Genomic DNA, 12,383 nt, shown 5'->3' with positions numbered 1-12,383 from the left:
GTCGGCTACTATTTGCCGACACAAGCGGGCTTCATTGCGCAAAAGCCACGAAGCTAACAGGGAGCGTCCATGCCAGCCATCCACTTCATCTCGGGCTTGCCGCGTTCCGGCTCAACTCTGCTGGCCGCGTTGCTGCGACAAAATCCGCGTTTCGAGGCCGGTATGTCTGGCCCGCTGGCCGGTCTGTTCGGCGCCCTGCTGACTGAGATGAGCGCGCGCAACGAGTTTTCGATTTTCATTGACGACGCCAAGCGCGAGCGCATCCTGCACGGGTTGTTCGACAGCTACTACGGCGACTCCGACGCCCAGGTGGTCGTTGACACCAACCGTTTCTGGTGCGCGTGGATGCCCGCGATCGCGAAACTGTTTCCCGAGGCGAAAGTGATTGCCTGCGTGCGCGAAGTGCCGTGGGTGATCGACAGCATCGAGCGGTTGGTTCAGCGCAACGTCTTCAGCCCGTCGTCGATCTTCAACTACAGTTCCGGCGGAACCGTCTACACCCGCGCCAACGGTGTGTCGGGGGCCGATGGAATGGTCGGCGCTCCTTACGACGCGCTCAAACAGGCGTGCTATGGCGCGCAACGGGATCGGCTGCTGCTGGTCCAGTACGAAACCTTGACCACAGACCCTGCCAAGACGATGCACGCTATCTACGCATTCATCGGTGAGCCGGCTTTCGAGCACGATTTCGATCACATCGAGTACGACGTCACCGAATTCGACGACCGGGCCGGCACGCCCGGCCTGCACACCGTGCGCGGCAAGGTCAAGGCCGAACCGCGTGCGAGCTTATTGCCGCCGGACCTGTTCAGCCGCTTCGTCAACGACGCCTTTTGGCGCGACCCGCAGAAAGTTCCCGAGGGATTGCAGGTCGTCTAGAGCCAGTCTGGTCGTGACTGAAGGGTCGGTGGCGTCACGCCCATTCCGCGCTTGCGGCGAAAGCCACTGCAGCACAGCCGATCTCGGCGCAACTGACCTCACACTAGAGATGCGATGGATAAGCTCAGCGTGATTGGCGATGTGCATGAGCGCCTGACTGCAAAGGAGCCCGCGCCGAGTGAACGATGATCCGCGTACCGACGTTGTCTCCCGCCATTACGAGCGTTACCGGTACCCCCAGCCGATACAGGACCTGAAGGCATGGCTCGCCGCCAACTGGCAATGGTTCGACCCCAGCCACGCACACCGAATCTTGTGGCCGGAGCGAGAGTACAAACCCGACCTCGATATTTTGATTGCGGGCTGTGGCACTAACCAGGCGGCAGTTTTCGCGTTCACGAACCCCGACGCCAAAGTGGTGGCAGTCGATGTCAGCCAGCCGTCGCTGGATCATCACCAATACCTCAAGGACAAGTACGGGCTGAACAACTTGGAGTTGCATCGGCTTCCGATCGAGGAATTGCCAACGCTTGGCCTCGATTTCGACCTGATCGTGTCGACCGGCGTACTGCATCACTTGGCCGATCCGCAAGCCGGGATGAATGCTTTGGCTCGTTGTCTGCGGCCTGATGGCGTAGTCGGTGTGATGTTGTATGCGAAGTACGGCCGGTTCGGGATCGAGCTGCTGCAGTCGGTCTTTCGTGACTTGGGGCTGGGTCAAAACGAGTCGTCGATCGCGCTGGTGCGCCAGACGCTTTCGTTACTGCCGGCCGATCACCCGGTGCAACCGTATCTGAGGAGCGCTCGCGAGTTGCAGTTCGATGAGGCACTGGTGGACACGTTTCTACCGGGCCGCGAGCACAGTCACACCGTGGACGACTGCATCGACCTTGTTACCTCGGCCGGACTCGCGTTTCAGGGCTGGTTTCACAAGTCGCCGTACTATCCGCACGAGATTGTCGTAGCACCCAACGACGTGTATCCGGCGATCAATGCTTTGCCAGAGCCGACGCTGTGGTCGGCGAAGGAGCGTCTCCAACCCGTCAACGCGTGCCACTTCTTTATGGCGTGCCGTCCGGACCGGCCGAAAGAGTGCTACACGATTGACTTTTCGACGCGAGATTCCCTGGATTACGTTCCGTTGATGCGGATGCGGTGCGGGGTGTCCGGCGAGGAAATTTTCCGCCCGGACTGGCGAATCCCCCTTGACTCGGCCCAGTTGCCCTTTGTGCAACGGGTCGATGGACAACGCACGATTCGAGAGATTGCCGCGTCGGTGCGCAGCGAGAACAGGTCACGCGGCAGCGTTGCCGACAACGATAAATTCGCTCGCGAGCTGTTCCGGGCGCTGTGGCGCCTGGATTTCGTGGCGATGGCCCTAAACCCGGACACGCACCGTCGCTGAATGCATAATGTCTCCCCAACAGCGCCCTACTCAGCATCTTCCGGCGCTGATCTGCGGCAGACCCGATGCGGCCGAAGTGATTTGAGCAATGCCTTACCAGCGTCACTGATGCGCGATATCCTCGCCCAATGACTGACAGACCTCTCAGTGATTCCACCCAGGAAAGTCCGAAGCAGTCCTCTGCCAGCGAAGTGTCTTCGTCCAGAAGACCAGTGCCCTCGCCGGGCGGGTCGGACGCGTCGCGGTGGCCGGTGTACGCCGCCCTGGCACTCGCCGTGGTCGCCACTGCCCTTGCCGCACTGGCGTATTTCCACCCGGCACACCACCAAGCTTCAGTACCCCAACAAGACGGCGATGCCAAAGCAAACGTCTGTTCGGCCTACAAAAGCGCCCACAAGGCGGTAGTTATCAATACCCACATGCAAAGCCGCGACCCGAATAATGCGGTTGCCGAACTTTCGGTGGCCACCAGCGCACGGTTGTCCCTCGTCGGCAGTGGCGCATACCTGAAAGACCGGCTCGAAGCTAACACCGCTGCTCCAGCTGATCTCGCCAACGCCGCCAACTCGTTCGCAGTCACCATTGAACAGCTCGGTATCAACTACCTGGCGGGGGCGGAGGCCGATGCTCAGGATCCGCTGCGGCACGACCTGGATACCCAAATCGCGCAACTCGATAAGTTGTGCGCCTAGCGACAATCCACCATTTGTCGACCTAAGTTGAGATCGCCGGCGCCGGCTACCACTAGCCGGTGCCGGCCTTTTGGTAGACGAGCCAACGCATCTCGATCGGGGATGTCTCACGCTCGCCGTCGAACGCGTCAAGGCCGCTAACCCAAGCGGCATACCAGCTGGTGGGTGGCCAGGCGCCGTCGGGAAGATGGTCCTTCTCGTAGTCATAAACCGAGTCATCGCCTATGAGCGTGAACGGCAGCAGGCCAGCCGCGGACGCTAGTTCTTGTCTGGTGAAGATCGCGGTATAGACCTGTTGCCCGAGTTCTCGCGCAGCGTCATCGGGGAAGTACCCCGGACGGGCGAGGAAGGCGTTGAACACCAAGCGTCCGCCGGGAACCAAGCACCGGTCAGCGAGTTCGAACACGCCGCGTAGCTGTTGTGTCGTGCGGAAGTCGGACACCACCTCCGAGAGCACGATCAGGCGATAGTCCGAGCGCAGGTCCTCCGTGGTCGCAAAGACGTCGCCCTGGATGACACGGACATTCAGCGCCTGCCGTTCGGCCTCCGCGCGAATGATGTCGGCGAATGTGGAGGTCATCTCGACGGCGTCTACCGGATGCCCGCGTCGCGCCAAGGCCAAGGTGTTACGCCCGGTCCCTGCGCCGATGTCGAGCACCCGATGAGTGCTTGGGTCAGCGGTTTCACCGGCCAGGCCCCACACCCGCGCGTCCGGCTCGGTGCCGAATAGTGGCGGCTGGCGAGTGGCAACCCAATGGTCGTAGGCGCTCTCGATCGTCGACCATTCGGCTTTGACGTGGTAGTTCAGGATTCGGCCCACAGGACAGTCGTACGAGATGACGATTCTCGACCGCGGGGAGGCCTCGAAAGCAACGGCCAACTCACCCTCGAGCACCGTTTTGAGACGAGCAAGCTCCTCGGCAGAAAACCGAACGCCCACTCCGGCAAAGACGGTGTCACACATGTTGACGTATTCGTCGATCATCGCAGGGACCGCCGCCACCGTGATCTGCCCGGTGACCACCGCTCCGCGATACAGCCGCCGAGCCATCCCTTCGCGCAACGTTGCGGGGTCGATCGGCCTGAGGGGCGGAACCTCCATCAGACCCTTTTACACGACCCAACTCCTCGGCACGGCTAATCAGACGGAACATGCTGTGAACAAAGATTTTTGCCGTCGGCAATGCGTGTGGGGCTTTAGGCGATGCTGCGAAAGCCGTTGAATGCGACGCGAACCCCCGGGACCGGCGAGGTCTCCTGAATCGACCAACCGCAACATCCCAATTGAGCTGGCTCAATCCCGATACGCCGCACCGATTTTTACGCATACTGGGACGCATGCGAATTAGCGGGGCGTTCCTGGCCGAGAAGGTCGAAGCGGTAAACAACAAATTGAATGTAAAAGGTGGTGTGATATCGCACTACCAAGTTGGCCGCGACCGAGTAGCGCAATTCGACATCGTGGTCTTGACCCAAGGCGACGACGGCGGTACGGATCGCCTGGTTGTCATCGAAGTTACGCCACCCGATGGTGGCGAGCCCCTGCATATGCACCGCGAGCTGCCGACCAACCTCACGACCGCGGACGTGGGCTTTGCCTGCTGGCAGTTCCGACTCACCCTGAATCTGAACGGTCGCTGGATCATTGCCATGAAAGGCCCGGCGGGAACCGTATCGCTTCCGCTGACCGTGAGTGGTCCGCGCTAGGCGCGTCGGCGTCGAGGCACGAAGGCCGGTTAGCCAAGAACCCTGTGTGAATTCGTGCGTTTGGCAACCCGACCTCGTTTGTGGAACTACGTTGACGGCGACGTAGAGAATTCTTTGCTCAAGCGGAGGTAGACCAATGGCTCAACGCAGCGGTGGCGCACGAGATCGCCGATTACACAAGGCCATTAACGTCGTAAGCCGGGATGCGGCCGGCGCGACTCTGATTGCGGCATTGACCCTTGTCGGCGCCGCCTCTACCGCGTGCAGCCACACCGTCAGCGGAGTAGCCGTCGTGAAGCCCGGTGATACCGGCTTCGCCGCCAACGATCCGAGCGGCAACGGCGGCGACGGCGCGCCGGGTGACAACGGCAACGGCGGCGCGGGCGGTAAAGGCGGGGCCGGCGGTAAAGGCGGGGCCGGCGGTCACGGAGGCCGCGGCGGCAACGGTGGCGCAGGCGGATCTGGTGGGATGCCCGGCCAGGGTGGCCAGGGCGGCGCCGGTGGCGCACCCGGCCCGGGCGGCACCCCCGGCGAGCCCGGGCAGCCCGGGCAGCCGGGCCAACCCGGGCTGCCGGGCCAACCCGGCTGAGAATCGGCAGCGTCAGGCTCGGGCCGGGCTCTGGACGCGCGAGGGATCGTGAGGAAGATGACCAGCCCACTCGACAGTGGAAAGTTTGCCCGCGCGGGCCGCGGCGGATTGCCCGCCAAGGACATCGGCCGACTATTGCTGCGCTGCGCCGACCGGTCCGGGCTGGTGGCAGCGGTCACCACGTTCCTGGCTTCCTCGGGCGCCAACATCATCTCCCTGGACCAGCACTCAACCGAGCAGCACGACGGAATGTTCATGCAACGCACGGTCTTTCACCTGTCGGGCCTGGCCGCCGTGCGTGACGATCTGGCCCGCGACTTCGCTGAGCAGGTGGCCGACAAGTTCGGGATGGACTTCCGGCTCACCGAGGCGGCAAAGCCCAAACGGGTCGCGATCATGGCGTCGAAGGAAGACCACTGCCTGTTGGATCTGCTGTGGCGCAACCGCCGTGGCGATCTCGATATGTCCGTGGTGATGGTGATCGCCAACCATCCCGACCTGGCCGACCAAGTACGCGTATTCGGCACGCCGTTCATCTATATCCCGGCCACCAAAGAGCTCCGCGACGAGGCCGAACAACGCCAGCTTGACTTGTTGCGCGGCAACGTCGACCTGGTGGTGTTGGCGCGCTACATGCAGATTCTCACGCAGAATTTCCTCAGCGAAGTCAGCTGCCCGGTGATCAACATCCACCACTCCTTCCTGCCGGCGTTCATCGGTGCCGCACCATACCGGCGGGCTAAAGAGCGCGGCGTCAAGCTCGTCGGCGCGACCGCGCACTACGTGACCGAAGAGCTCGACGACGGGCCGATCATCGAGCAGGACGTCGTCCGGGTGGACCACCGTCACACCGTCGGGGACCTGGTGCGACTGGGCGCCGACGTCGAACGCGCGACGTTATCCCGTGCCGTGCGTTGGCACTGCGAGGACCGCGTCATCCAATACGGCAACCAGACGGTCGTCTTCTGAGATCTCCCGCCGCTGATACTGCGCCCCGGGCCCGCAAAAGCTGTTACCTTTTAGCGCACCATTGATCAACCATGGCGCTGTCGGCGCGTACGGAAGGGTGTGCGGTGGGTACAGCGCTGCTCGTGGTTGCCGCGGTGCTCTTCATCGCGGCGATCGTGGTTTTCGTCGCCGCGCTGCGCCGACCCAAGAAACCGAGCGAGGGCCGCCAAGATCCCCTCGCATTCACCGCCGCGGCGCCGCAGTTCGGGCCGCGGCAGCTCGGACCCGGCGCAATCGTCAGCCACGGCGGCGTCGACTACGTGGTGCGCGGGTCGGTTACCTACCGCGAGGGCCCCTTCGTCTGGTGGGAACACCTGCTGGAAGGCGGCGACGAGCCGATCTGGTTCAGCGTCGAGGATGACGACGGGCGGCTCAAGCTCGCAATGTGGACGGCCCGCAAGGACTTGCAATTGCAGCCGGGCGGCCAGCACGTCGTCGACGGTGTGACCTACAACGAGTCGGAGCGCGGGCACGCCGGCTACACCACCGAGGGCACCACAGGCCTGCCGGCCGGCGGCGACATGGAGTTCGTCGACTACGCCAACGCCGACGAGACGGCATTGCTTTCCTTCGAGCGCTGGGCGCCGGGCATGCCGTGGGAGGTCTCCACCGGCAAGTCCGTACTGACCGGTGAGCTCACCGTGTATCCGGCCCCGCCGCCGGCATCCGAGTAGGGCCTCCTTCAGTGCCCCTTCATCAGCTGTCGGTGATCCCTGTCGACGTCCGCGGTTCCGAGCTCGGGCTTGCGCTCAACACCCAAGCCCCGCTCCCCCTGGCCACCTGCCGCCTCGACCACCCCGACGGTGGCGCGCTCGTGCTGGGCGTCTTGGGCGCCTCGCACGTCGTCACTGTCGAGCATTCCGATACCGTGTTCTCCGAGCAGGTTTCGTGTGATCTCGACGGCGAGCTCCCCGATCAGACGCGGGCACCCGGTTATCACCTGGAGTCCCAAACCGAGTTTCACAATGAGGCCGCGTTCCGTGGGCTAGCGGATCAGCTACGCGAACGTTGCGCAACCGGGATCGGTTGGCTGGGCGGCACATTCCCCGGCGACAACGCGGCGCTGACCGCTCTGGCCGCCGAGCCGGACGGTCCCGGGTGGCGTTGGCAGACCTGGCACCTATACCCGTCCGCGCCGGGCGGCACGATCGTCTACACCGCCAGCCGGTGGCACCCGTGAGCCGCAAGGGTCTGTTCTGGGTGGCTTTCGCGTTGGCCGCCGCTTCGATGGTCAGCCTGGTGTTCGGAATATCGTTGCAGAGCAAGAATATTCGCTCGTACATCGCTGCGCATTACCAGGAATACTCTCGTGACGCCGGTGGAACACGGTATCTCTGCACGGGAGCGCCCAGCGAGGTCGCCGACACTCTCGCCGACTACCAGAGTCCCGCGGCACAAGCCGACGACGCCGGAACCGAGTACTTGAGATACGACGACGCGATCGTGTCGGTCGGCAAAGACGGCACCCATCCCTGCAGCATCCGGGTCGAGGACCTGGCCGCCGGTTACAACCACGGCGCGTTCGTCTTCCTCGGTCCCGGCTTCTACCCCGGATCCCCCGCAAGCGGCTCGGGCGGCAGCACGGGTGGCCCAGGCGGCACCAAATGACAAGGAGACACTGATGTATCTGGCACTCGAATTGGGCAACATCGATATCAATCCGGTACTCAAAGGCGCTGTCGCCACCATCTCGTATTTCCTGGTGGGCACAGCCGTACTCATCATCGGCTTCTTCGTGGTCGACGTGCTCACTCCGGGTAAGTTGCGCGAGCTGGTATTCATCGATCGGCGCCCCAACGCGGTGATGCTCGCCTGCGCGAACTACATTGCGCTGGCCGCCGTCATCATCAGCGCGATCACCAACAGCTACAGCCAACTCGGCCAGGGTTTGGTGGGTGTCGCAGTCTTCGGCCTGATCGGCGTTGTGCTGCAAGGGATCGCGCTGCTGACGCTGCACATCGTCATCCCGGGTGATTTCCACGAGCACATCGACGAACCCGAGCTGCACCCCGCGGCCTTCGCCACGGCCGTGATGCTGCTGGCGGTGGGAGGTGTGACCGCCGCAGCGCTGTCATGACATCAATCGAACAGGCCCAGGCGACCACACGCTGGCGGGCGGTTCTTCTTGCCGCAGTGGCGGCGTGCGCCGCGTGCGGCATCATCTACGAGCTCGCGCTGCTGACGCTGTCGACCAGCCTCAACGGCGGCGGCATCGTTGCGACATCGCTGATCGTGGCCGGCTACATCGCCGCGCTCGGAGCGGGCGCCCTGATCGTCAAGCCGCTACTCGCCTGGCCTGCAATCACTTTCGTTGCCGTCGAGGCGCTACTCGCCATCGTCGGTGGGTTGTCGTCCGCCACGCTGTACGTGATGTTCTCCTTCGTCGGCGGATCGCTGCTCATGTTGGCATTGGGCACCGCGCTGATCGGCGGACTGGTCGGTGCCGAAGTGCCGCTGCTGATGACCCTGCTGCAGCGGGGCCGGACCTCCGGGGCGACCGACACCGGCCGGACGGTGGCCAACCTGACAGCAGCCGACTACCTCGGTGCGCTGATCGGCGGACTGGTATGGCCCTTCCTGTTGCTGCCGCACCTGGGCATGATCCGTGGCGCCGCGGTGACCGGCATCGTCAACCTGCTCGCCGCGGCAGTCGTGTCGGTCTTCCTGCTCCGGCGTGCGGTCTCTCCACGACAACTGATCACGGCGTTGTGCGCGCTGGCCGCTGCGCTGGGTCTGCTCGCCACCTTGCTGGTGTCGGCTCAGGACATCGAAACATCCAGTCGTCAAAGGCTTTACGCCGATCCGATCATCGCCTACCGCCAGTCGGCCTATCAGGAGATTGTGGTGACGCGCCGCGGCGGCGACATGCGCCTGTACCTCGACGGCGGTTTGCAGTTCTCCACCCGCGACGAGTACCGCTATACCGAGAGCCTCGTCTATCCCGTGCTCGGCGCGGGTGCGCGATCGGTGCTCGTACTGGGCGGCGGCGATGGATTGGCCGCCCGTGAACTATTGCGGATGCCCGGCCTGGAGAAGATCGTCCAAATCGAGCTCGACCCCGCCGTCATCCAATTGGCCCGCACCACAATGCGTTCCGCCAACGGGGGTTCGCTGGACGATCCGCGGGTGCAGATCGTGACCGGCGACGCGATGACCTGGCTCCGGGAGAAGCCGCAGTCGTTCGACGCGGTCATCGTCGACCTGCCCGATCCCGACACGCCGGTGCTCGGTCGGCTCTACTCGACGGAGTTCTATGCGCTGGTCTCCCGCGCGCTGGCCCCGCACGCATTGATGGTGGTGCAATCGGGCAGCCCGTATTCCACCCCGACGGCGTTTTGGCGGACGGTGTCGACCATCAAGTCCGCGGGCTACGCGGTCACGCCGTACCACGTCTACGTCCCGACGTTCGGTGACTGGGGCTTCGCCCTGGCGCGCCGGGGCGACACGGCGCCGCGCCCGGTATTGCCGCGCGACGCGCCTCCGCTGCGTTTTCTCGATCAGTCGGTGCTCGACTCCGCGACCGTCTTCTCCCCCGATGTGCAAACCCGCACACTGGAGCCGTCCACACTGGAAAACCCGCGCGTCGTCGAAGACATGCGCCACGGATACGACTAGGTCTGATGGCGCCGACCCGCTGCGCCCGGCGCCCCGCGCTTGCGATCGACGACTAGCGCTCACGCCGAAATCGACGCCAGCGTGACAAAGCGCGTGAGGGCAGCACGCTGGCGTCGATCTGGGTGCCACCCGCGACGGGTCAGGGCGCGATATACCCGGCTGACGACAACGCGGGGTTGATGCTCGGATACCACCCGAATGACGACCCAGCCCTGCTCCTCGGCGGCACCGATCTTGTCGATGTCCTTGACGAACCGCCTGCGGTCGCTGCGGTGATAGTCGCCGTCGTATTCCACGGCGACCTTGTAGTCCTCCCAACCCAGGTCGAACACCGCGATCAAGCGCCGCCCGCGGATGAGCGGTATTTGCAAGCTGGGCTTGGGCAGACCTGAGTCGAGCAACAACAACCGAAGCCATGTCTCCTTCGGCGACGCGGCACGATCATCCACCAAAGGCAATGCGGCACTCAGGCTTCGGAGTCCGCGGGCACCTTTGTACCGCTGCGCCAACACATTCACGTCGTCAATCGAGAACGGCCGCGCCCGCATCAGCGCATCGAGTCGCGCCACCGCTTGACCGCGGGGCAGGTGGCGGCCGAGATCGAACGCGGTGCGAGCAACCGTCGTCACCGGCAGGCGTCGCACCTGCGTGATCTCGTCAGCGTCAAGTATTTCGTCGCGGACCACGAGGCCACGCTGCGCCCGGGCGCTTTTGCCGATGAGCTCAATAGGTGTGTCCACGTCGACCCACGCCGCTCCGTGCAGTGCTGCGGCGGCAGCGCCGGCGACCACCGCTTTGCGGCGCGACCAGAGCCACGCCCCCACAATGCGATCATCGAAAGACGGCGCAGACTCCCTAGGAACGTAGACGTCACGAAAGATCGGCCGATACCACCGGCGCAGTTCATGTTCGGTCAACGCGCTGTCGCTCAATGCCTCGCTACCGCGGAAGACCTCGCCCATGGACAGATGGTGCTCGCCGTCGACGGTATGGCGAATACGCCGATTCACACCCTCATCGAGATCGACAGCAGCGTGCAAAAGTGCGAGAGGCCGTCTCGCTGGCGTGGATCTCGGCGAATAAGCCGTGACCTAGTCCTCGTCGAGCGCGGCCAACACCTCGTCGGACAGGTCGACGTTGGTCCAGACGTTCTGCACATCGTCGCTGTCCTCGAGCGCATCGACGAGCTTGATCACCTTGCGGGCGCCGTCGACGTCGACGGGCACACTTACTGACGGCTGGAAGCTGGCCTCCGCGGATTCGTAGTCGATGCCGGCATCCTGCAGCGCCGTACGCACCGCGACGAGATCGGTTGGCTCAGAGACGACTTCGAAGCTTTCGCCGAGGTCGCTGACGTCTTCAGCGCCGGCCTCCAGGACAGCCGCCAAGACGTCGTCCTCGCTCAGTCCGTTCTTCTCCAGCGTCACGACTCCCTTGCGGGTGAACAGATAGGACACCGAGCCGGGGTCGGCCATGTTGCCGCCGTTGCGCGTCATCGCGACCCGCACCTCGCCGGCCGCGCGGTTGCGGTTGTCGGTCAGGCACTCGACCAGCACCGCCACGCCATTAGGCCCGTAGCCCTCGTACATGATCGTCTGGTAGTCGGCGCCGCCGGCTTCCTCACCGGCGCCCCGCTTGCGCGCCCGCTCGATGTTGTCGTTGGGCACGGAAGTCTTCTTGGCCTTCTGGATGGCGTCGTAAAGCGTCGGGTTACCGGCCGGATCGCCGCCACCGGTCCGGGCGGCCACCTCGATGTTCTTGATGAGCCGGGCGAACTCTTTGCCACGGCGTGCATCTTTGACGGCCTTCTGGTGCTTGGTGGTGGCCCACTTGGAATGGCCGCTCATCGACTGACTACCTCTTCTGCTGCGCTAGAAAGTTTGCTTGACGAGTCTACGTGGAGCCGACTACGGGATTTCCCGGACAACCCGGCACGGGCTTCCGACCGCCAGCACATGGTCGGGAACATCGCACGTGACGACGCTGCCCGCACCGATAACGGTGTTGTTTCCGATCGTCACGCCGGCACACACGATGACTCCGCCGCCCAGCCAGACGTTGTCGCCGACAGTGATCGGCAACGCCGACTCCCAGCCGCTGCGACGCGCCTCATGGTCGTCGATGGGGTGCAGCGGCGTCAGGAACTGCGCGCGGGGACCGATCGAGACGTGGTCGCCGATCACGATCGGCGCGCAGTCCAGCAGGATCGCGTCGTAGTTGACGAAGGTGTGGGCGCCGATGCTGATCTGCGTGCCGTAGTCGCACAGGAATCGCGGGAGGATCGACGAGCCGTCTCCCAGCGATCCCAGCAGGTCGCGCAGCAGCTGCTGTCGTTCGTCGTCGTCGTCCGTCGAGTTGAGGCGGCCCAGCAGGCGCCGGCACGCCTGGCGGCTCGCGAACAGGTCCGGATCGTCCGCCTGGTACAGCTCACCGCTCAGCATCCGGTCGCGGTGGGTTCGCATGCGAACCGATACTAGGGAAAGCCCTG

Annotated in this window: 15 protein-coding genes; 11 read left to right on the top strand and 4 right to left on the bottom strand. The window is 64.2% G+C overall.

The annotated features are described in order from the left end of the window. Window positions 1-69: 69 nt before the first annotated feature. From G6N27_RS01710 to G6N27_RS01700, 3 genes are all read left to right on the top strand, one after another. Window positions 70-879 carry a sulfotransferase family protein gene (locus G6N27_RS01710; RefSeq protein WP_163774735.1) on the top strand — a complete coding sequence of 270 codons (810 nt, stop codon included), beginning with the start codon at window positions 70-72 and terminating at the stop codon, window positions 877-879. 178 nt (window positions 880-1,057) lie between these two features. Beyond that, the gene (locus tag G6N27_RS01705; protein WP_163774733.1) at window positions 1,058-2,284 is read left to right on the top strand and encodes a class I SAM-dependent methyltransferase; all 1,227 of its coding nucleotides are present in this window, start codon (window positions 1,058-1,060) and stop codon (window positions 2,282-2,284) included. Between the two features lie 251 nt (window positions 2,285-2,535). After that, window positions 2,536-2,976, top strand: coding sequence for a hypothetical protein (locus G6N27_RS01700; RefSeq protein WP_163774731.1), 441 nt, complete (start codon window positions 2,536-2,538; stop codon window positions 2,974-2,976). A gap of 52 nt (window positions 2,977-3,028) precedes the next feature. On the opposite strand, the gene G6N27_RS01695 is transcribed toward G6N27_RS01700, so the two are convergent. Next, window positions 3,029-4,078 carry a class I SAM-dependent methyltransferase gene (locus G6N27_RS01695; protein ID WP_163774729.1) on the bottom strand — a complete coding sequence of 350 codons (1,050 nt, stop codon included), beginning with the start codon at window positions 4,076-4,078 and terminating at the stop codon, window positions 3,029-3,031. A gap of 236 nt (window positions 4,079-4,314) precedes the next feature. Here G6N27_RS01695 and G6N27_RS01690 point away from each other — a divergent pair, with 236 nt between their 5' ends. The 8 genes from G6N27_RS01690 (at window position 4,315) to G6N27_RS01655 (ending at window position 9,895) form a co-directional block, all read left to right on the top strand. Next, window positions 4,315-4,683, top strand: coding sequence for a hypothetical protein (locus tag G6N27_RS01690; RefSeq protein ID WP_163774727.1), 369 nt, complete (start codon window positions 4,315-4,317; stop codon window positions 4,681-4,683). 292 nt (window positions 4,684-4,975) lie between these two features. Further along, entirely contained in the window at window positions 4,976-5,272 is a 297-nt protein-coding gene (locus G6N27_RS01685) for a hypothetical protein (protein ID WP_179963335.1), read from the top strand. Between the two features lie 57 nt (window positions 5,273-5,329). Next, window positions 5,330-6,241: a formyltetrahydrofolate deformylase gene (purU, locus tag G6N27_RS01680; protein WP_163774725.1), complete on the top strand. Its 912-nt coding sequence runs from the start codon at window positions 5,330-5,332 to the stop codon at window positions 6,239-6,241. A gap of 104 nt (window positions 6,242-6,345) precedes the next feature. Beyond that, window positions 6,346-6,954, top strand: a complete 609-nt coding sequence (locus G6N27_RS01675; protein WP_163774723.1) for a DUF4178 domain-containing protein — start codon at window positions 6,346-6,348, stop codon at window positions 6,952-6,954. Window positions 6,955-6,965: 11 nt separating this feature from the next. Then, window positions 6,966-7,460 carry a DUF2617 family protein gene (locus G6N27_RS01670; RefSeq protein ID WP_163774721.1) on the top strand — a complete coding sequence of 165 codons (495 nt, stop codon included), beginning with the start codon at window positions 6,966-6,968 and terminating at the stop codon, window positions 7,458-7,460. Beyond that, window positions 7,457-7,888, top strand: coding sequence for a DUF4247 domain-containing protein (locus G6N27_RS01665; protein ID WP_163774719.1), 432 nt, complete (start codon window positions 7,457-7,459; stop codon window positions 7,886-7,888). Before G6N27_RS01670 ends, G6N27_RS01665 begins: the two co-directional genes overlap by 4 nt. Before the next feature lie 13 nt (window positions 7,889-7,901). After that, the gene (locus G6N27_RS01660) at window positions 7,902-8,357 is read left to right on the top strand and encodes a DUF350 domain-containing protein (protein WP_163774718.1); all 456 of its coding nucleotides are present in this window, start codon (window positions 7,902-7,904) and stop codon (window positions 8,355-8,357) included. After that, on the top strand, window positions 8,354-9,895 hold the full coding sequence (locus G6N27_RS01655; protein ID WP_163774716.1) for a polyamine aminopropyltransferase: 1,542 nt from the start codon (window positions 8,354-8,356) through the stop codon (window positions 9,893-9,895). Before G6N27_RS01660 ends, G6N27_RS01655 begins: the two co-directional genes overlap by 4 nt. A 59-nt stretch (window positions 9,896-9,954) precedes the next feature. Here G6N27_RS01655 and G6N27_RS01650 read toward each other — a convergent pair whose 3' ends face one another. The 3 genes from G6N27_RS01650 to G6N27_RS01640 form a co-directional block, all read right to left on the bottom strand. Then, on the bottom strand, window positions 9,955-10,857 hold the full coding sequence (locus tag G6N27_RS01650) for a hypothetical protein (RefSeq protein WP_163781188.1): 903 nt from the start codon (window positions 10,855-10,857) through the stop codon (window positions 9,955-9,957). 129 nt (window positions 10,858-10,986) lie between these two features. Beyond that, the gene (locus G6N27_RS01645) at window positions 10,987-11,742 is read right to left on the bottom strand and encodes a YebC/PmpR family DNA-binding transcriptional regulator (RefSeq protein ID WP_163774714.1); all 756 of its coding nucleotides are present in this window, start codon (window positions 11,740-11,742) and stop codon (window positions 10,987-10,989) included. A gap of 60 nt (window positions 11,743-11,802) precedes the next feature. After that, a complete protein-coding gene (locus G6N27_RS01640) occupies window positions 11,803-12,357 on the bottom strand; it encodes a sugar O-acetyltransferase (protein WP_163774712.1) in 555 nt (184 codons plus the stop codon). Window positions 12,358-12,383: the final 26 nt, after the last annotated feature.

It is taken from the genome of Mycobacterium cookii (assembly GCF_010727945.1).
Taxonomy (GTDB): Bacteria; Actinomycetota; Actinomycetes; order Mycobacteriales; family Mycobacteriaceae; genus Mycobacterium; species Mycobacterium cookii.
Note: the sequence above shows the minus strand (reverse complement) of the source record. Positions and strands in the feature narration are given on the sequence as shown.